This window comes from Citrobacter sp. wls829, assembly GCF_005280825.1.
Lineage (GTDB): Bacteria > Pseudomonadota > Gammaproteobacteria > Enterobacterales > Enterobacteriaceae > Citrobacter > Citrobacter gillenii.
The window spans coordinates 49542-68779 of sequence record NZ_SZWP01000058.1; the positions used below are offsets into that span (position 1 = coordinate 49542).

General features: G+C 54.8%; 16 protein-coding genes and 1 pseudogene. 8 read left to right on the forward strand and 9 right to left on the reverse strand.

All coding sequences use genetic code 11. The features are described from left to right. Positions 1–28: 28 nt before the first annotated feature. Both hydN and hypF read left to right on the forward strand, forming a co-directional pair. Positions 29–574, forward strand: coding sequence for an electron transport protein HydN (gene hydN, locus FDW88_RS11935; RefSeq protein ID WP_096759340.1), 546 nt, complete (start codon positions 29–31; stop codon positions 572–574). A 141-nt stretch (positions 575–715) separates the two neighbouring features. Next, positions 716–2931 (forward strand): annotated as a pseudogene (hypF, locus tag FDW88_RS11940) (carbamoyltransferase HypF). A gap of 117 nt (positions 2932–3048) precedes the next feature. Here hypF and norW read toward each other — a convergent pair. Both norW and norV read right to left on the reverse strand, forming a co-directional pair. After that, the gene (norW, locus tag FDW88_RS11945) at positions 3049–4182 is read right to left on the reverse strand and encodes an NADH:flavorubredoxin reductase NorW (protein ID WP_096755975.1); all 1134 of its coding nucleotides are present in this window, start codon (positions 4180–4182) and stop codon (positions 3049–3051) included. Continuing rightward, positions 4179–5627 (reverse strand): anaerobic nitric oxide reductase flavorubredoxin, encoded by a 1449-nt coding sequence (gene norV / locus FDW88_RS11950; RefSeq protein WP_096755976.1) that lies wholly within the window; start codon positions 5625–5627, stop codon positions 4179–4181. Before norV ends, norW begins: the two co-directional genes overlap by 4 nt. A gap of 191 nt (positions 5628–5818) precedes the next feature. Here norV and norR point away from each other — a divergent pair, with 191 nt between their 5' ends. Then, positions 5819–7342, forward strand: coding sequence for a nitric oxide reductase transcriptional regulator NorR (gene norR / locus FDW88_RS11955; protein ID WP_117343185.1), 1524 nt, complete (start codon positions 5819–5821; stop codon positions 7340–7342). On the opposite strand, the gene gutQ is transcribed toward norR, so the two are convergent. From gutQ to srlA, 7 genes are all read right to left on the reverse strand, one after another. After that, positions 7339–8304 carry an arabinose-5-phosphate isomerase GutQ gene (gutQ, locus tag FDW88_RS11960; protein ID WP_096755978.1) on the reverse strand — a complete coding sequence of 322 codons (966 nt, stop codon included), beginning with the start codon at positions 8302–8304 and terminating at the stop codon, positions 7339–7341. The two genes, norR and gutQ, sit on opposite strands and share 4 nt — an antisense overlap. After that, positions 8297–9070, reverse strand: a complete 774-nt coding sequence (locus FDW88_RS11965; protein WP_117343186.1) for a DNA-binding transcriptional repressor — start codon at positions 9068–9070, stop codon at positions 8297–8299. Before FDW88_RS11965 ends, gutQ begins: the two co-directional genes overlap by 8 nt. A gap of 424 nt (positions 9071–9494) precedes the next feature. Further along, positions 9495–9854 carry a transcriptional regulator GutM gene (gutM, locus tag FDW88_RS11970; protein WP_115257635.1) on the reverse strand — a complete coding sequence of 120 codons (360 nt, stop codon included), beginning with the start codon at positions 9852–9854 and terminating at the stop codon, positions 9495–9497. 101 nt (positions 9855–9955) lie between these two features. After that, positions 9956–10735 (reverse strand): sorbitol-6-phosphate dehydrogenase, encoded by a 780-nt coding sequence (gene srlD, locus FDW88_RS11975; RefSeq protein WP_115257636.1) that lies wholly within the window; start codon positions 10733–10735, stop codon positions 9956–9958. A gap of 17 nt (positions 10736–10752) precedes the next feature. Continuing rightward, the gene (gene srlB / locus FDW88_RS11980; protein ID WP_096755982.1) at positions 10753–11115 is read right to left on the reverse strand and encodes a PTS glucitol/sorbitol transporter subunit IIA; all 363 of its coding nucleotides are present in this window, start codon (positions 11113–11115) and stop codon (positions 10753–10755) included. 13 nt (positions 11116–11128) lie between these two features. Further along, positions 11129–12100 (reverse strand): PTS glucitol/sorbitol transporter subunit IIB, encoded by a 972-nt coding sequence (locus FDW88_RS11985; RefSeq protein ID WP_117343188.1) that lies wholly within the window; start codon positions 12098–12100, stop codon positions 11129–11131. Beyond that, the gene (srlA, locus tag FDW88_RS11990; RefSeq protein WP_096755984.1) at positions 12097–12660 is read right to left on the reverse strand and encodes a PTS glucitol/sorbitol transporter subunit IIC; all 564 of its coding nucleotides are present in this window, start codon (positions 12658–12660) and stop codon (positions 12097–12099) included. Before srlA ends, FDW88_RS11985 begins: the two co-directional genes overlap by 4 nt. Positions 12661–12922: 262 nt before the next feature. Here srlA and mltB point away from each other — a divergent pair, with 262 nt between their 5' ends. The 5 genes from mltB to alaS all read left to right on the forward strand — a co-directional run bounded on the left by mltB (position 12923) and on the right by alaS (position 19174). Next, on the forward strand, positions 12923–14002 hold the full coding sequence (mltB, locus tag FDW88_RS11995; protein ID WP_096755985.1) for a lytic murein transglycosylase B: 1080 nt from the start codon (positions 12923–12925) through the stop codon (positions 14000–14002). 192 nt (positions 14003–14194) lie between these two features. Further along, positions 14195–14692 (forward strand): nicotinamide-nucleotide amidase, encoded by a 498-nt coding sequence (pncC, locus tag FDW88_RS12000; RefSeq protein WP_096755986.1) that lies wholly within the window; start codon positions 14195–14197, stop codon positions 14690–14692. 92 nt (positions 14693–14784) lie between these two features. Next, positions 14785–15849: a recombinase RecA gene (recA, locus tag FDW88_RS12005; protein WP_115257638.1), complete on the forward strand. Its 1065-nt coding sequence runs from the start codon at positions 14785–14787 to the stop codon at positions 15847–15849. Positions 15850–15917: 68 nt separating this feature from the next. Further along, the gene (gene recX, locus FDW88_RS12010) at positions 15918–16418 is read left to right on the forward strand and encodes a recombination regulator RecX (protein WP_115257639.1); all 501 of its coding nucleotides are present in this window, start codon (positions 15918–15920) and stop codon (positions 16416–16418) included. A gap of 128 nt (positions 16419–16546) precedes the next feature. Then, on the forward strand, positions 16547–19174 hold the full coding sequence (gene alaS, locus FDW88_RS12015; protein ID WP_115257640.1) for an alanine--tRNA ligase: 2628 nt from the start codon (positions 16547–16549) through the stop codon (positions 19172–19174). Positions 19175–19238 lie beyond the last annotated feature (64 nt).

Sequence of the window (19238 nt, forward strand, 5' to 3'; positions counted from 1 at the left end):
AGATAATCTGTCATTGCTGGAGAATTTGATGAACCGTTTCATCATTGCAGACGCCAATAAATGCATTGGTTGCCGTACCTGTGAAGTGGCCTGCGTGGTATCCCATCAGGATAACCAGGACTGCGCATCGCTGACCCCTGAAACCTTTTTACCGCGCATTCACGTGATCAAAGGCGTTAACGTCTCTACCGCGACGCTGTGCCGTCAGTGTGAAGATGCGCCGTGTGCCAACGTCTGCCCGAACGGTGCAATTAGCCGCGATAAAGGCTTTGTCCACGTGATGCAGGAACGCTGCATTGGCTGTAAAACCTGCGTAGTCGCTTGTCCTTATGGCGCAATGGAAGTGGTTGTCCGTCCGGTTATTCGTAACAGCGGCGCGGGTCTGAACGTGCGTGCTGAAAAAGCCGAAGCCAACAAATGCGACCTGTGCCACCATCGCGAAGCCGGTCCTGCCTGTATGGAAGTCTGCCCGACGCATGCGCTGATTTATGTCGATCGCAATAAACTGGAGCAGCTGAGCGCGGAAAAACGCCGTCGTGCGGCACTGGACTCCACCGCATCTTTGCTGTTCTGATTGTCCAAAATCCGCGTAAAATACCTGCCTGATGGCGCTACGCTTATCAGGCCTACAGGGCAATAACACGTAGGCCGGATAAGGCGAAGCCGCCATCCGGCAAAGGGATATTTCAGGGATACACGATCGCGGGAATTCAACATGACACTAAGCAACCACTCCGGTGTAGAGCTGCGCATTCGCGGTAAGGTACAGGGCGTTGGGTTCCGACCCTTTGTCTGGCAACTGGCGCAGCGGCTACAGCTGCATGGCGACGTCTGTAACGACGGCGACGGGGTGGTGGTGCGTTTGCTCGAAGACGCAGCGCAATTTATTGCCGAACTGCATCAGCACTGCCCGCCGCTGGCGCGGATTGATAGCGTCGAGAGTGCGCCGTTTGTCTGGCAACAAAGACCCGCAGATTTCTCCATCCGCCAAAGTGCTGGCGGAACGATGAATACGCAGATCGTACCGGACGCCGCAACTTGCCCTGAATGTCTTGCTGAAATGAATACCCCCGGTGAACGCCGTTATCGTTACCCTTTTATCAACTGTACCCACTGCGGCCCGCGCTTCACCATTATTCGCGCAATGCCGTATGACCGTCCGTTTACCGTCATGGCTTCATTCCCGTTGTGCCCACAATGCGATGCTGAATATCACGATCCGTATGATCGTCGTTTTCATGCCCAGCCTGTCGCCTGCCCGGCGTGTGGCCCGCATCTGGCGTGGATAAGCGCAGACGAGCGAGCGGAAAAAGAACCGGCGCTACAGGCGGCGGTTACGCGGTTGAAAGCCGGTAGCATTGTGGCGGTTAAAGGCATTGGTGGATTTCATCTGGTCTGTGATGCGCGCAACGACGCTGCTGTGGCGCTACTCCGTCGGCGTAAACATCGCCCGGCTAAACCGCTGGCGGTAATGCTGCCGGGGGATGACGGACTGCCAGAAGCGGCACGGCGTTTGCTGACTACGCCCGCTGCCCCCATCGTGTTGGTCAATAAACAGTATGTGGTTTCACTGTGCGAAGGGATTGCGCCAGGACTTACCGAGGTCGGCGTAATGCTGCCTGCCAACCCGTTACAGCATTTGCTGTTGCAGGAGATGAAGGGGCCGCTGGTGATGACCTCCGGCAACCTTAGCGGCAGGCCGCGGCGCTGGACGATTTGCACGACATTGCCGACGGCTTTTTGCTGCATAACCGCGAGATTGTGCAGCGCATGGATGACTCCGTGGTGCGAGAAAGCGGGGAGATGTTGCGTCGCTCCCGAGGCTACGTGCCAGATGCCGTGGCGCTGCCGCCAGGTTTTCGCGACGTGCCGCCGTTGCTGTGCTTAGGCGCTGATCTGAAAAATACGTTCTGTCTGATCCGGGGGGAACAGGCGGTGATTAGTCAGCATCTGGGCGATCTGAGCGATGACGGCATTCAGCATCAGTGGCGCGATGCGCTGCATCTGATCCAGAACATTTATGATTTTACCCCGCAGCGTATCGTCTGCGACGCGCATCCTGGCTACGTTTCCAGCCAGTGGGCCCGTGAGATGACGTTGCCAATTGAAACGGTGCTGCACCATCATGCGCATGCTGCGGCCTGCCTGGCTGAGCACGGCTGGCCGTTGAACGGTGGCGATGTCATTGCCCTGACGCTGGACGGTATCGGCATGGGCGAAAACGGAGCGCTGTGGGGCGGCGAGTGCCTGCGGGTGAATTATCGCGAATGCGAATACCTGGGTGGCTTGCCCGCGGTGGCGCTGGTGGGGGGCGATCTGGCGGCAAAACAGCCGTGGCGCAATCTGCTGGCGCAGTGTCTGCGCTTTGTGCCTGACTGGCAGCGTTATCCGGAAACGGCGTTTGTGCAGCAGCAAAACTGGAGCGTACTGGCTCGTGCCATCGAGCGTGGGATCAACGCGCCGTTGGCATCATCGTGTGGGCGCTTGTTTGATGCCGTTGCCGCCGCACTGCAGTGCGCACCACAATCCCTGAGCTATGAAGGCGAGGCCGCCTGTGCGCTGGAGGCGTTAGCGTCACAATGTGCAGGCGTTGAACACCCGGTCACCATACCGCTTAACAACAACCAGTTGGATTTGGCGGTTTTCTGGCAGCAGTGGCTGAACTGGCAGGCGACTCCCCCTGAACGCGCCTGGGCTTTCCACGATGCGCTGGCGCGTGGGTTTGCCACGCTAATGCGCCAACAGGCACAGTTACGCGGTATTACGACGCTGGTATTTAGCGGGGGCGTGATGCATAACCGTTTGCTGTCAGCCCGTCTGGCGTTTTATCTGCATGACTTTACGTTACTGTTCCCGCAGCGTTTACCGGCTGGGGATGGAGGATTGTCGCTGGGGCAGGGCGTGATTGCCGCGGCGCGGGCATTGCCGTAGAAATAAAAAAAGCCCCGGGACTGGCGGGGCAAGAAAAGCAAGTCGGGGCATACCGACAAGTGGCAACGCACATCCGTGTGCGTGAGGTTAATAAAACAAGCAATGGCACAACATTGTTTACACGGGCAGTGTTTTCAGCAGCGCGAAGGCCTCCTTCATACGATCTTCGCTCACCACGAAGGCACACAGTTGGCCTTCGCTGTTCATTCCTCTGGCGACCATACCTTCTGCTTCAGCCGCAATATGCCAGTTCAGATCGCGACGCTGGGTTTCCCCTGCCAGGTGTAATGGCAGCTCCGGCGTTTTGATTTTTACCAGCATGGCTGGCAGTTTCAGCGGGGCATTGCCGCCGAGCAGGTTTTTCGCCAGATACATCGCGCTGAGCTGAATCGGCTGCAGGAACGGCAGGACCTGACCATTAATTTCTGCGCAGTCACCGAGGGCGTAAATATCCGGGTGGCTGGTTTGCAGATAGCTGTCAACGCAAACGCCGCGATTGATGGTTAACCCGGCGCGACGCGCCAGCGCGGTTTCTGCACGCAGACCGGTTGCGGCAATCACCGCATCAACGTCTACACTGCGGTTACGATCGAGCGTGGCGCGAATACCGGTGCTGGTTTTCTCCAGACTCTGCAACTGTGATTTCAGCAGCAGGTGTACGCCCATATCGGTCAGACGATGCTGTAAACGGCTGCTGACTTCTGGCGGCATTAACGAGGCCAGAATGCTGGCAGCGTTATCGATAAGCGTCACCGCTTTACCGGCACGGCAGAAATCCATCGCCAGCTCGCTGCCAATCAAACCACCGCCAACAATCAGGACTCGCTGCGCATCGCGCAGTTGCGTTTCACAGGCGCGATACTCCTGCTGGCTGTTCAGTGTGAGCATTAACTCACGTCCGGTCACCGGCGGTACAAAGGCTGATGCCCCCGTAGCCAGCACCAGCTTGTCATACTGCCACTGCTTGTCCTGGCTTTTCACTACGTGAGCATCGGCATCGATGTCGGTCACCCAGGTGTGCGGGAACAGGCGCAAATTAAACTGTTCGGCAAACTCCCCCGCCGACTGGCGGGTGAGGTCGTCGGCACGCTGTGCCTGGCTGATAACATGGCTGAGATCGGGCTTGTTGTACTCATCGATGCTGTCAGCGGCAATCAGGGTCAGCGGGACAGTCGCATCCTGCTTACGGATATTTTTGACTAACTGGCGGGCGGCGAATCCCGAACCAATAATGACAATTCCGCGGCTCATTTTGCCTCCGTAGCCAGTACGTCGAAGACGTCTTTGCCTAATGAACATTCCGGGCACAGGAAGTTTTCCGGCACGTCGCTCCACGGTGTACCCGGTGCGACATCCTGCAGCGGCTCGCCTTTCTCTGGATCGTAGATCCACTGGCAAACGCTGCACTGCATGCAAGGTCCAAGGTCAGCGGCCGCGGCGGCGGCACAGGCGCACTCTTCCTCTTTGGTTGCGGCTTTGACGCTGGTTTCCGGCAGTGGAGCGAGCGCCCACTGACGTGCAATTTCACGACCGTGCTGACGGCACAGTTCCAGCGCATCCAGATCCGGGCGCCATTTGGCTTTCAGGCTCAGGGACATTTCAAAACCGGCATCCTGCAGACGCGTGGACAGACGGTCTACCGCACCGCCGCTCCAGCCGTGTGAGCCGAAGGCGCTGGCGCGTTTATTGCGAAAACGCAGGCCGGTCATCTCTTCGACCAGACCGGCGATCTTCGGCATCATCACGTTGTTCATCGTGGAGGTGCCGACCAGCACGCCTTTAGAGCGGAAGACGTTCGTCAGGACTTCGTTTTTATCGCTGCGGGCGACGTTAAAGATTTTCACTGCCACGTTCGGGTCAACTTCGTTGATGCCCTGGGCAATGGCGTCGGCCATCATACGGGTGTTATTGGACATGGTGTCGTAGAAAATGGTGATGCGGTCTTCCTGATAATCCGCCGCCCATTTCAGGTACATCTCAACGATCTGCGTTGGGTTGTCGCGCCATACCACACCGTGAGAGGTGGCAATCATGTCAACCGGCAGATTGAAGCCGAGGATTTCAGTGATTTTTGGCGTAACCAGGCGGCTGAACGGTGTCAGGATGTTGGCGTAGTAGCGCTGGCACTGTTCGAACAGTTCAGTCTGATCTACTTCGTCGTTGAACAGACGTTCGTCACAGTAGTGCTGACCAAAAGCATCGTTACTGAACAGCACGGCGTCACCGGTCATGTAAGTCATCATGCTGTCCGGCCAGTGCAGCATCGGGGTTTCAACGAAGATCAGCTGTTTGCCATTACCGATATCCAGTGAGTCACCGGTTTTTACCACGTTGAAGTTCCATTCCGGGTGATGGTGGTGGCCGGTGATGGAGTCAATAGCGTTAGCGGTGCAGTAAATCGGCGTGTCCGGGATGCAGGACATCAGCTCGGTCAGCGCACCGGCGTGGTCTTCTTCTGCATGGTTAATGATGATGTAGTCAATATCTGCCAGGTCAATTTCATTGCGCAGATTCTGCACGAATTCACGGCTAAACTTGTGGTCTACTGTATCGATCAGGACATTTTTTTCTTCACGGATAAGATAGCTGTTGTAGCTGCTACCGCGCAGCGTTTTGTATTCGGTCCCGTGGAAATCACGAACTTCCCAGTCACGTTGGCCAACCCAATGAATGTTATTTTTAACCAGAATAGACATAGCAACCTCAGTAATTAATTTAGCGTGTTTCTAAAAAAGATGTTTTGCTTATTGCAGGTTGCGTGCCAACTTTTTATTTAATTGATTCATAACAGTTTAATGTTTTACTACTCTAAATGGGCTGTCAAAATGACTATGCTTTTTGTTGTCAATATGACAATATGCATTGTCAAAATGACAATGAGGTAGCCATGAGTTTTTCCGTTGATGTGCTGGCGGGTATCGCCATTGAATTACAAAGCGGTATTGGGCATCAGGATCGTTTTCAACGCCTGATCACGACGCTGCGTCAGGTGCTGGAGTGTGATGCGTCGGCGCTGCTGCGCTATGAATCACGACAGTTTATTCCGCTGGCGATCGACGGGCTGGCGCAGGATGTTCTCGGCAGACGTTTTACGCTGGAGGGGCATCCGCGTCTGGAAGCGATTGCCCGCGCCGGGGACGTGGTGCGTTTTCCAGCCGACAGCGATTTGCCCGATCCGTACGATGGGCTGATCCCCGGCCAGGAAAGCCTGAAGGTCCATGCCTGCATTGGGCTGCCGCTGTTTGCCGGACAAAATTTGATTGGCGCGCTGACGCTGGATGGTATGGAGCCAGATCAGTTCGATGTCTTCAGCGATGAAGAGCTTAGGTTGATTGCCGCACTGGCGGCGGGGGCGCTGAGCAATGCGCTGCTGATTGAACAGCTGGAAAGCCAGAATATGCTGCCGGGTTCGTCCACCGCTTTCGAACAGGTGACGGAAACGCAGATGATTGGCCTGTCGCCTAATATGATGCAGCTGAAAAAAGAGATTGAGATTGTGGCAGGCTCCGATCTTAACGTCTTAATCAGCGGCGAAACGGGAACCGGGAAAGAGCTGGTGGCGAAAGCAATTCATGAAGGCTCGCCGCGTGCGGTGAATCCGCTGGTGTATCTTAACTGTGCCGCGTTGCCAGAAAGCGTCGCGGAAAGCGAACTGTTTGGCCATGTGAAAGGTGCCTTTACCGGGGCCATCAGCAACCGTAGCGGCAAGTTTGAAATGGCGGACAACGGCACGCTGTTCCTGGACGAGATTGGCGAACTGTCACTGGCGTTGCAGGCCAAGCTGCTGCGCGTGTTGCAGTACGGTGATATTCAGCGAGTGGGTGACGATCGCAGCCTGCGGGTGGATGTTCGCGTGCTGGCAGCCACCAACCGTGATTTACGCGAAGAGGTGCTGGCCGGGAATTTCCGCGCCGACCTGTTCCACCGTCTGAGCGTCTTTCCCCTTTCGGTGCCACCGCTGCGTGAGCGCGGTGAAGATGTGGTTTTGCTGGCGGGTTATTTTTGCGAACAGTGCCGGCTGCGGCTGGGACTTTCCCGTGTGGTGCTAAGCCCTGGTGCGCGTCGCCATCTGCTGAGCTACGGTTGGCCGGGTAACGTGCGTGAGCTGGAACATGCTATTCATCGTGCGGTGGTGCTGGCCAGGGCAACAAGGGCAGGGGATGAAGTGGTGCTGGAGCCGCAGCACTTTGCCTTACAGGAAGAGGCGCATACGCCGCAGGCTGAAGCCGACGTCATGGCGGAGATCCCGCTGAATCACAATCTGCGCGAAGCCACGGAGTCTTTTCAGCGGGAGATGATCCGCCGGGCGCTGGCGCAGAATAACCATAGCTGGGCGGCAAGCGCGCGGGCGCTGGAAACCGACGTCGCCAACCTGCATCGGCTGGCGAAGCGTCTGGGACTGAAGGATTAGAGAATGCCCGCCTGATAAAAATCCTGCAGGTTAATTGCGCCGGTGAGTTTGCCGTTTTCATCCACCACCGGTGCGGCAGTGATTTTGCGCTTCATCAGAACCTCTTTGGCGTCAATCGCGCGGCTTTGTGCCTGCAGCGTGACGCCATTCGGGGTCATCGCTTCGCGTACTTCCGTGCTGAGTGCGCCGCCACCAACCAGCCAGCGACGCAGGTCACCGTCGGTAAAGACACCTTTCACCAGAGACTGCTCGTCGCAGACCGCCACCAGACCCAGACCGGTGCGGCTCAGTTCCAGCATGGCGTCCATAACGCTGGTAGTAAGCGTCACCTGCGGTACGGCGTCGTCGCGGCGCATCAGGTGGTGCACCTTGTTTAACAGACGAGCGCCCAGCGCACCGGCCGGATGAGAGCGCGCAAAATCCTCTTCGTTAAAACCGCGCGCTTGCATGACGGCAATTGCCAGCGCATCGCCCATCATCAGGGTGTTGACGGTGCTGGAAGTGGGTGCCAGACGCATCGGACAGGCTTCACGTTCAACCGAAATATCCAGTACGGCTTTGGCGGCCAGACCTAATGGCGAGGTGGGTTTTCCGGTCATCGCCAGCAGCGCGACGGATTTGTCTTCCAGACGCGGAATGATGAGATCCAGCTCTTTCGCGCCGCCGGAGTAGGAGATGAAGAGCATCACATCGCGGCTTTCAATCATGCCTAAGTCGCCGTGCAGTGCTTCCGCTGGATGCACGAAGAATGCCGGGGTGCCGGTGCTGGCGAGGGTCGCGGCGATTTTTTTGCCAATATGGCCAGACTTACCAATTCCGGAGACAATCACTTTGCCTTCGCAGTGGATGATAGTATTGGCGGCACGAACAAAGTCATCGCCGAGGCGTTCTGGCAGTCGGCTGGCTTCCTGGAGTTCCAGCATTAACGTCTGACGGCCCGCGTTCAGTAGTGCATCACTCATTGGTTTCTCCGGTTATGATCACTTCTATCCCTTTTGCTTCCAGCGCCTGACGAAATACAGGGTCGATGCCCGCATCAGTAATCAGCTTGTCGACGCTTTCCAGACTGCATACCACATTGGGGCTTTTACGCCCGAATTTCGACGAGTCCGCCATCAGAATCACTTCGCGAGCGGCATTGCACATCGCCTTGCTGACGGTATAGACCTCATTAAAGGTGGTCACACCCGCATTCAGATCGATGCCGTCGGTCCCCATGAAGAGTTTATCAAAACTGAACTGCTCGAAGGCATTTTCTGCCAGCTGTCCGTGAAATGACGCCGATTTTTTGCGAAATGTCCCGCCGGGCATCAGGATAGTTTGCTCGTTGTCCAGTTCCGAAAGGGCGTTAACAATGTGCAGGCTGTTGGTCATCACGGTGATGTTACTAAAGCGGGTGAGCATCGGCACCATCTGCAAAACGGTGCTGCCTGCGTCGAGAATGATTGAGTCGCCGTCGTGAATAAAACGCACGGCGGCTTCGGCAATTTGCGCTTTTTTATGCGTGTTGATTAGCGTTTTGTGATCGATGGGCGGGTCAGATTCGTCTTTGTTTAATACTACGCCGCCATAGGTGCGAATGACGGTGCCGGCATTTTCCAGAGTGACCAGGTCTTTGCGAATGGTCGTGCCGGTTGTGTCAAAGTAGTGGGCCAGTTCTTCAACCGAGCATTTTCCCTGCTTTTGCAGGTGCTCCAGTATGGCAGCCTGACGCTGACGAGGTTTCATAGGCGTGATTACCCTGACTTATGTATATACCCGTCATACTTCAAGCTGCATGTGCGTAGGCTTTATTCGGCCTTACGGCCTCACCCCTTCGGGGCCAGCGCAAGCGCTGTTCAAAACAGCCGAGGCGTTTTGTCCTGCAACTCGAATTATTTAGGGTGTAGGTTGCAAAATGATAATTTCGCAAGCTAATAGCATTCATAACGAAATTATCCATGTTTCAGTTTAAGCGCCAATGATAGTGCATTTTGGGAGAGAGGATCATGGGGAAAGATCACAGGCTTTATTCGGCCTTACGGCCTCACCCCTTCGGGGCCAGCGCAAGCGCTGTTCAAAACAGCCGAGGCGTTTTGTCCTGCAACTCGAATTATTTAGGGTGTAGGTTGCAAAATGATAATTTCGCAAGCTAATAGCATTCATAACGAAATTATCCATGTTTCAGTTTAAGCGCCAATGATAGTGCATTTTGGGAGAGAGGATCATGGGGAAAGATCACATCAGGCTGTAATTCATCAAGATGTTTGCCCATTATCGGGGCAATTTTGCCTGGTCTGGCGAATACGGTAAGACCTTTCATAAATAACGTATCAGTTACCCGCTGTTGCTCATCCAGAGCGATAGCAACCACAACGCGCGGTTTAAAACGTCCGCCGGAACGCCCGACGCCGACCCGACCCTGCTGACAAAGCTTGTCGAACGCGCGATTAAAGCGGGATATTTGCCAGCCGCCCAGCGCTAGCTGTAGGCACCAGGCGATGGCGGCGACGGTAATCAGTGCGGAAACCATGTTATTGCTCCTTGATTATATGCCGGGTGGCGCTACGCTTATCCGGCCTACATAATATTCGTAGGCCCGGTAAGCGTAGCGCCACCGGGCAATCATACCTCTTAGAACATCACCTGACCGCCGGTGACGTTAATCGATTGTCCGGTGCAGTAAGACGCTTTCGGGCTGGCGTAAAACAGCAACATGTTCAGCACGTCCTGATAATCGCAGCCGCGCTTGAGTGGGACCTTATCCACATAGTACTGCTCCACTTCATCCGGTTTGAGGCCAAGCTTGGTGGCATACTGTGGTAACAACGACTGGAACATCGGTGATTTCAACAGATTACCGAGCATCAAGGAATGCACGGTAATCCCGTATTCCGCGAGATCCAACGCCAGTGACTGGGTTAATCCCACGCCGCCGAATTTTGCTGCGCTGTAACCTGAGTTGTGTTTGCTGCCCACTTTGCCGGATTTTGAGTTGATCTGGATAATGCGCCCCTGCACGCCGTCGCGGATCATCAGGCGTGAGAATTCACGTGCACAGAGGAAATAACCGACCAGATTCACCTGCAGCGAGCGGTCGAAATCTCCAAGCTCAAAGTCGCTGATAAACGCCGCTTTGGCGATACCGGCACTGTAAACCAGCAGGTCGGCGCGACCGAATATCTCATCTACCCCGCGTGATAGCGCCAGCACGCTTTGTTCGCTGGTGGCGTCGGCACCAAAGCCGTAAGCGGTACCCTCACCAAACTCGGCATTAATTTCCTGCGCCACGTTTGCGGCTTTATCGCTTTGAATATCGACCACCGCAACGCGGTATCCCTCTGTCGCAAGCCCACGGCAAAGGAATGCCCCCAGGGTCTGGCCTCCACCAATGACAACGGCAACTTGATTCATTTTTCTCTCCTTTACGCTTAAGCAACAAACTTCAAAATACAGCCCGGCGCGATGGCGTCCGGTACCGGCCCCGCAACGTGTACGGTGCCAGGAAATTCCGCTTCACTCTGTCCGTCGAAGCGCAGGGTGATATGCCCCAGTTCACGCAAGTTCATTTCTGCCACACTACCCACGGCGGTGACCGGGTAGCGATGCTGGCCCAGCTCAAACTGAATACCCGCCTGCAGAACGCCATTTAGCTCGCCGTGGCAGTGGATGAAACAAAACTCTTCGATATCCGCAGGCGCGCCTTCACGAAAGGTAATCAGCATCTGGTCACAGAGTGCATCCGGTGCGCTCTGGCCAATGCGGGTGATGGTGGTTTGATAGATCACGGTCATCTTTGAGAGCCTCTTATTGATAAATAAAGCCGGAAACAAACCAGGCGATGAGAACGGTAGGCGCGCCAGTCAGGAAGCGGCTTACCAGTACGGACGGCACGCCGACGCGCACGGTGTCCTGACGGGCTTCTGCCAGTGATAATCCCACAGGGATGAAGTCACAGGCGGCCTGGGCGTTGATCGCGAATAGCGCAGGCAGCGCCAGATGTGGAGGGATGTTGCCCAGACCAATCTGCACACCAATCAATACGCCGATAACCTGAGCGATCACCGCGCCTGGGCCGAGGAACGGCGACAGCAGCGGGAAGGAACAGATTAATGCCAGCGTCACGAGCCCCAGCGGATGGCTGGCCAGCGGCGCCAGGCCGTGGGCGATCCAGTCACCCAGACCGGAGGCCATGATTATGCCGATCAACGCCGAGACGAATGCCATAAACGGCAGAATGGTTTTCAGTACGGTATCAATCGTGTCTCGCCCGGACTGGAACAATACCGCCACGGCGGAACCCATGCCCATGCCGACTTTCGCCAGCAGGCCATCGCTCTGTTCAGTGATCTTTTTACTGGTGTCGTAGTCGCGACCCGCCGTGGTGCCTGCCGGTGGTGGCGTCGCGGCGGCTTCACCGACTGCGGTAATGTTGTCTTCTTTGACGCCGGAGACATAAATATCTTCGGTAATGTACTGCGCCAGTGGGCCGGACTTCCCGGTGGAATGAATGTTAATTGTCGGAATCCGGCGTTTCGGGTAAATACCGCAGCGTAGCGTGCCGCCGCAGTCGATGATGGCTGCGCCGATTTCGTCTTCTGCAGGCTCGCCCTCTTTAAAGCCATCAATAGCCTGCCAGCCGGTTAATTGCGCCAGCTTGTCGACAATCGCCGGGCGTGTTCCTGCGGTGATATAGACAATTTTCTTACCGGGGGTTGCGTCCAGTTCAAGCGGGCCACCCCAGCCACCGGTACCTCTTTCAATACGAATACGCCTCATGATGTCGCTCCCGCCAGATGGACTTTCTGCTCAAGTTGAATGCCCATTTTCTTTTCGAAGATGGAGGTGGTGAGGTCGGTCACCCAGCCGCGGAAGAAGTTTGTCACCAGGCCAACCAGCAGATAGCTCACCGCGAGTGGACCGAGCGGCAGGCCAAGCGTGGTCAGGCCGCTGGCGATCCCCAGATAGACAAACAGTTCGCCGGGATTGATGTGTGGAAACAGCCCGTTCATTGAGTGGCAGCTATAAGAGGCTGCCGCGTAGTAACTGGGTTTGTACTTCTCGGGCATAAACCGGCCCAGACTCAACGTCATCGGATTACAAAAAACAAAGGTGCCGATGCACGGCAGCAGTAGATAGCGAGACAGCGGGTTTCCGGCACAGCGTTGAGCAAAACGTTCAATTCGCTGCTGGCCAATAAAGTTAATGAGCGCGTTCATGATGACCAGCAGGCTAATTAACAGTGGAAGAATCCCGGTGACCATGCTGGTGAACACTTCTCCGCCTTTCTGAAACAGCCCGATGAACCACTCTGCGCCCAGGGTGATGGTGTCGATCATTATTCTCTCCTGTAGGGGGTTGGGAATTTGCTAGAACGTGGCTTATTTTAATCACAATGAAAGATTTTAAAGTGTTATTTTGATCGCAAAATGAAAGATAAATATTTTATTGTGAAAGTTATTGCGTGAGGGATCGCAAATGGGGTGGTAAACGGTGAAAGGGGCGGTAAATTCTGCGAAGGAGCGCGACTACCGCTTCCTTGTGTGGCGGTGGATGCTTTACCATACTTCTCTCTGGCTGAATCTGTTTAATGGATGTCTCATGTTCAAGCGTCGTTATGTAGCATTACTTCCCCTTTGTGTGTTGCTTGCTGCCTGTAGTAGCAAACCAAAACCTTCAGAGACTCAAACGACAACGGGTACGCCTTCTGGCGGCTTCCTGCTTGAGCCGCAACACAACGTCATGCTGTCGGGCGGCGACTTCGCCAATAATCCGAATGCGCAACAGTTCATCGATAAAATGGTGAGCAAGCACGGCTTTGACCGTCAGCAGTTGCAGGAGATCCTGTCGCAGGCCAAACGTCTGGACTACGTTCTGCGCTTGATGGACCGTCAGGCACCGACAACGCAGCCGCCAGCCGGGCCTAACGGTGCATGGCTGCGCTATCGCAAGCAGTTCATCACGCCAGATAACGTACAAAATGGCGTGGCGTTCTGGAACCAGCATGAAGATGCGCTGAAGCGCGCATGGCAGGTCTACGGCGTACCACCGGAAATTATTGTTGGCATTATCGGTGTCGAAACCCGCTGGGGCCGCGTGATGGGTAAAACGCGAATTCTGGATGCGCTGGCGACGCTGTCGTTTAACTATCCGCGTCGGGCGGAATACTTCTCCGGTGAGCTGGAAACCTTCCTGCTGATGGCTCGAGATGAAAGCGATGACCCGCTGGACCTGAAAGGCTCCTTTGCCGGTGCAATGGGCTACGGGCAGTTCATGCCGTCCTCTTACAAAGAATATGCGGTTGATTTCAATGGCGATGGGCACATCAACCTGTGGGATCCGGAGGATGCCATCGGCAGTGTGGCAAACTACTTTAAAGGTCACGGTTGGGTGAAAGGCGATACGGTGGCGGTGCCGGCAAATGGCCAGGCGCCAGGGCTGGCAAACGGGTTTAAAACCCAGTACAGCATTTCTCAGCTTGCGGCTGCAGGTCTGACGCCACAGCAGTCGTTGGGTAACCATCAGCAGGCCAGCCTGCTGCGTCTGGATATTGGCACCGGTTACCAATACTGGTACGGGCTGCCGAACTTCTACACCATTACCCGCTATAACCACAGCACGCATTACGCGATGGCCGTCTGGCAATTAGGTCAGGCTGTAGCGCTGGCGCGCGTACAGTAATTACCCGCAACCGGTCTACAGGAGGAAACCTCTTGTAGGCCGGATAGGATGCCTGGCACCGCCATCCGGCAGATCTTCTTGACGCGACGGATCTATTTCCGGAATCCCCCTCGTAAATTACTCTCCTCATCCCCACATTTGTTTTGAAAGTGCTATCTTGTCCGGCATATTTTTTAACTGACAGAGGCTGAAATGACCGACAGTGAACTGATGCAGTTAAGTGAACAGGTTGGGCTGGCATTGAAAGCGCGCGGCGCGACGATGACCACCGCAGAGTCCTGTACCGGCGGTTGGGTAGCGAAAGTCATTACGGATATCGCCGGCAGTTCCGCCTGGTTTGAGCGCGGATTCGTGACCTACAGTAACGAAGCCAAGTCGCAGATGATTGGTGTGCGAGAAGCGACGCTGGCACAGCATGGCGCGGTGAGTGAACCGGTGGTTGTTGAAATGGCCATTGGCGCGTTAAAAGCGGCCCGCGCTGATTTCGCCGTTTCTATAAGCGGAGTTGCCGGGCCGGATGGTGGCAGCGAAGACAAGCCGGTTGGGACCGTCTGGTTTGCCTTTGCCAGCGTAAGCGGCGAGGGGATCACGCGCCGGGAATGCTTCAGCGGCGACCGCGATGCGGTGCGTAGACAGGCGACCGCCTATGCGTTACAGACCCTGTGGCAACAATTTCTACAAAATACTTGATACTGTATGAGCATACAGTATAATTGCGTCAACAGAACATCATCTTTCACGATTCTTGGTTCAACCCGAGAGTGGCATGACAGGAGTAATTAATGGCTATCGACGAAAACAAACAGAAAGCGTTGGCGGCAGCGCTGGGCCAGATCGAAAAGCAATTCGGTAAAGGCTCCATCATGCGCCTGGGTGAAGACCGTTCCATGGACGTGGAAACCATCTCCACCGGTTCGCTTTCTCTGGATATCGCATTGGGTGCAGGCGGTTTGCCGATGGGGCGTATCGTCGAAATCTACGGGCCAGAATCCTCCGGTAAAACAACCCTGACGCTGCAGGTGATTGCTGCCGCACAGCGCGAAGGTAAAACCTGTGCGTTCATCGATGCAGAACACGCGCTTGACCCTGTTTATGCCCGTAAGCTTGGTGTTGATATCGACAACCTGCTGTGTTCTCAGCCAGATACCGGTGAACAAGCGCTGGAAATCTGTGACGCACTGGCGCGTTCCGGTGCCGTAGACGTTATCGTTGTTGACTCCGTTGCCGCGCTGACGCCGAAGGCGGAAATCGAAGGCGAGATCGGTGACTCTCACATGGGCCTCGCGGCACGTATGATGAGCCAGGCGATGCGTAAACTGGCGGGTAACCTGAAACAGTCCAATACGCTGCTGATTTTCATCAACCAGATCCGTATGAAGATTGGCGTCATGTTCGGTAACCCGGAAACCACGACCGGTGGTAACGCACTGAAATTCTACGCCTCTGTTCGTCTGGACATCCGTCGTATTGGCGCGGTGAAAGAGGGCGATAACGTAGTCGGTAGTGAAACCCGCGTTAAGGTCGTGAAAAACAAAATTGCTGCGCCGTTTAAACAGGCCGAATTCCAGATCCTTTACGGTGAAGGCATCAACTTCTACGGTGAACTGGTTGACCTGGGCGTGAAAGAGAAGCTGATTGAAAAAGCCGGCGCATGGTACAGCTACAACGGTGAAAAAATTGGTCAGGGTAAAGCGAACGCAACCAACTGGCTGAAAGAAAACCCGACTACCGCAAAAGAAATTGAGAAAAAAGTTCGCGAGTTACTGCTCAATAACCAAGATTCAAAACCGGACTTCTCCGTTGATGACAGCAGTGAAGGCGTAAAAGAAACGAACGAAGATTTCTGATAATCTGATTTTATCGTATAAAAAGGGCTGCATATGATGCGGCCCTTTTCCATTTCTGAAGGTGCACTATGACAGATTCAACGTCTCGCCGATCCGCGTATTCTCGACTGCTTGACCGCGCTGTGCGCATACTTGCCATGCGCGATCACAGTGAGCAGGAACTGCGACGGAAACTGGCAGCCCCGGTTATGGGAAAAAATGGACCGGAAGAAATTGATGCTACGCCAGAGGATTACGATAAGGTTATTGCCTGGTGTATAGAAAGCCGCTACCTGGATGACGACCGTTTCGTTCAGCAATTTATCGCCAGTCGTAGCCGTAAAGGCTATGGCCCCGCACGTGTGCGCCAGGAGTTGGGACAGAAAGGTATTTCCCGCGAAGCCATCGAACGCGCGATGCGTGAATGTGAGATTGAGTGGGCGCAGTTGGCGCGAGATCAAGCCATCAGAAAATACGGTGAGCCCTTGCCGGTGGATTTTGCAGAAAAGGTGAAGGTCCAGCGTTTTTTGCTCTATCGCGGCTATCTGATGGAAGATATTCAGACAATATGGCGAAATTTTGACGATTGAGCGCATACGGGATTTTACTTCCCCGTGAAGAAAACTTATCTTATTCCCACTTTTCGATTGCCAGCGGCGCTGTTTACGTGCCTGTGCTGGTGATGACATTTCGTTAGCTTGATTTCTTCAGGATAATTATGAGCAAGAGCACTGCTGAGATCCGTCAGGCGTTTCTCGATTTTTTCCACAGTAAAGGACATCAGGTAGTTGCCAGCAGCTCCCTGGTTCCAAACAATGACCCTACTTTGTTGTTTACCAACGCCGGGATGAACCAGTTCAAGGATGTTTTCCTTGGTCTCGACAAGCGTAATTATTCCCGCGCAACCACTTCGCAGCGTTGCGTACGTGCGGGCGGTAAACACAATGATCTGGAAAACGTCGGCTACACTGCACGTCACCATACTTTCTTCGAAATGCTGGGTAACTTCAGCTTCGGCGATTACTTCAAACACGACGCCATCCAGTATGCATGGGAACTGCTGACCGGTGAAAACTGGTTTGCCCTGCCGAAAGAGCGTCTGTGGGTAACCGTTTACGAAACTGACGATGAAGCCTTTGAAATCTGGGAGAAAGAAGTCGGTATTCCGCGCGAACGTATCATCCGTATTGGTGATAACAAAGGTGCGGCCTATGCCTCCGACAACTTCTGGCAGATGGGTGACACCGGTCCTTGCGGTCCGTGCACCGAAATTTTCTACGATCACGGCGACCACATTTGGGGTGGCCCTCCGGGAAGCGCAGAAGAAGATGGCGATCGCTACATTGAGATCTGGAACATCGTCTTCATGCAGTTTAACCGTCAGGCTGACGGTACTATGGAACCGCTGCCGAAGCCGTCCGTAGATACCGGTATGGGTCTGGAGCGTATTGCAGCTGTGCTGCAACACGTTAACTCCAACTACGATATTGACCTGTTCCGCGCGCTGATTGAATCCGTGGCGAAAGTCACCGGTGCTACCGATCTGAGCAACAAATCGCTGCGCGTGATTGCCGACCATATCCGTTCCTGCGCGTTCCTGATTGCCGATGGTGTTGTGCCGTCGAATGAAAACCGTGGCTATGTGCTGCGTCGTATCATTCGTCGCGCGGTGCGTCATGGCAACATGCTGGGCGCGAAAGACACCTTCTTCTACAAGCTGGTGGGGCCGCTGGTCGAGGTGATGGGTTCTGCGGGTGAAGAACTGAAGCGTCAGCAGGCACTGGTTGAGCAGGTTCTGAAAACTGAAGAAGAGCAGTTTGCCCGCACGCTGGAGCGTGGTCTGGCTCTGCTGGATGAAGAACTGGCAAAACTGTCCGGCGATACGCTGGATGGCGAAACCGCCTTCCGCCTGTACGATACCTACGGCTTCCCGGTTGACCTGACGGCAGACGTTTGCCGTGAGCGCAACATCAAGGTTGACGAAGCGGGCTTTGAAGCCGCAATGGAAGAACAGCGTCGTCGCGCGCGTGAAGCCAGCGGTTTTGGTGCCGACTACAATGCGATGATTCGCGTTGAGGGTACCTCTGAATTTAAAGGCTACGAGCATCTGGAACTGAACGGTAAAGTTACCGCGCTGTTTGTAGATGGTAAAGCGGTAGACGCAATTAACGCAGGCCAGGAAGCTGTTGTCGTCCTTGACCAGACGCCGTTCTATGCGGAATCAGGTGGTCAGGTTGGCGATAAAGGCGAACTGAAAGGTGCGGGCTTTGCGTTTGCGGTTAGCGATACGCAAAAATATGGCCAGGCAATTGGTCACATCGGCAAACTGTCTGCGGGTTCTCTGAAAGTGGGCGATGCCGTGCAGGCTGACGTCGATGAAGCGCGTCGTGCGCGTATTCGTTTGAACCACTCCGCAACGCACCTGATGCATGCGGCGCTGCGCCAGGTTCTGGGCACGCACGTGGCACAGAAAGGCTCACTGGTTAACGATAAAATTCTGCGTTTCGACTTCTCTCATACCGAAGCGATGAAACCAGCTGAAATTCGTGCTGTTGAAGATCTGGTGAATGCGCAAATTCGTCGCAACCTGCCGATTGAAACTAACATCATGGATCTCGACGCGGCGAAAGCCAAAGGCGCAATGGCGCTGTTTGGTGAGAAATATGATGACCACGTGCGCGTACTGAGCATGGGGGATTTCTCTACCGAACTGTGTGGTGGTACTCACGCTAGCCGTACCGGTGATATCGGCCTGTTCCGCATCGTGTCTGAGTCCGGTACTGCAGCGGGTGTGCGTCGTATCGAAGCTGTAACCGGCGAAGGTGCTATCAATACCGTGCGTGCTGAGAGCGACCGCTTAAGCGAGATAGCGCATCTGCTGAAAGGTGATAGCCAGAATATCGGTGACAAAGTGCGTTCCGTACTGGAGCGTACGCGTCAGCTCGAGAAAGAATTGCAGCAATTGAAGGAACAGGCCGCCGCGCAGGAGAGTGCAAATCTTTCCAGTAAAGCGGTTGATATCAACGGCGTGAAACTGCTGGTCAGCGAACTGACCGACGTTGAACCTAAAATGCTGCGTACCATGGTTGATGATCTGAAAAATCAGCTGGGGTCTACCGTTATCGTACTGGCAACGGTAGTTGAAGGTAAGGTTTCTCTGATTGCGGGCGTGTCTAAGGATGTGACTGACCGTGTGAAAGCAGGGGAACTGATTGGTATGGTCGCTCAGCAGGTAGGCGGTAAGGGTGGTGGTCGTCCGGACATGGCGCAAGCCGGTGGTACGGATGCCGCAGCTCTGCCTACAGCGTTAGCCAGTGTGAAAGGCTGGGTCAGCGCAAAACTGTAATAATTATAAGCGTAATCCAACGCTGCGGAGGTCAATCTGCAGCGTTTGCATCAACGCTATCGAC

Excerpts from the sequence above, each read along its gene's own strand:
- norR (WP_117343185.1), top strand. The coding sequence starts at position 5,819 with ATGAGTTTTTCCGTTGATGTGCTGGCGGGTATCGCCATTGAATTACAA.
- srlB (WP_096755982.1), bottom strand. The coding sequence starts at position 11,115 with ATGACCGTGATCTATCAAACCACCATCACCCGCATTGGCCAGAGCGCA.
- norW (WP_096755975.1), bottom strand. The coding sequence starts at position 4,182 with ATGAGCCGCGGAATTGTCATTATTGGTTCGGGATTCGCCGCCCGCCAG.
- pncC (WP_096755986.1), top strand. The coding sequence starts at position 14,195 with ATGACCGACAGTGAACTGATGCAGTTAAGTGAACAGGTTGGGCTGGCA.
- srlD (WP_115257636.1), bottom strand. The coding sequence starts at position 10,735 with ATGAATCAAGTTGCCGTTGTCATTGGTGGAGGCCAGACCCTGGGGGCA.
- recX (WP_115257639.1), top strand. The coding sequence starts at position 15,918 with ATGACAGATTCAACGTCTCGCCGATCCGCGTATTCTCGACTGCTTGAC.
- srlA (WP_096755984.1), bottom strand. The coding sequence starts at position 12,660 with ATGATCGACACCATCACCCTGGGCGCAGAGTGGTTCATCGGGCTGTTT.
- alaS (WP_115257640.1), top strand. The coding sequence starts at position 16,547 with ATGAGCAAGAGCACTGCTGAGATCCGTCAGGCGTTTCTCGATTTTTTC.
- gutQ (WP_096755978.1), bottom strand. The coding sequence starts at position 8,304 with ATGAGTGATGCACTACTGAACGCGGGCCGTCAGACGTTAATGCTGGAA.
- gutM (WP_115257635.1), bottom strand. The coding sequence starts at position 9,854 with ATGGTTTCCGCACTGATTACCGTCGCCGCCATCGCCTGGTGCCTACAG.
- mltB (WP_096755985.1), top strand. The coding sequence starts at position 12,923 with ATGTTCAAGCGTCGTTATGTAGCATTACTTCCCCTTTGTGTGTTGCTT.
- hydN (WP_096759340.1), top strand. The coding sequence starts at position 29 with ATGAACCGTTTCATCATTGCAGACGCCAATAAATGCATTGGTTGCCGT.
- FDW88_RS11965 (WP_117343186.1), bottom strand. The coding sequence starts at position 9,070 with ATGAAACCTCGTCAGCGTCAGGCTGCCATACTGGAGCACCTGCAAAAG.
- recA (WP_115257638.1), top strand. The coding sequence starts at position 14,785 with ATGGCTATCGACGAAAACAAACAGAAAGCGTTGGCGGCAGCGCTGGGC.
- norV (WP_096755976.1), bottom strand. The coding sequence starts at position 5,627 with ATGTCTATTCTGGTTAAAAATAACATTCATTGGGTTGGCCAACGTGAC.
- FDW88_RS11985 (WP_117343188.1), bottom strand. The coding sequence starts at position 12,100 with ATGAGGCGTATTCGTATTGAAAGAGGTACCGGTGGCTGGGGTGGCCCG.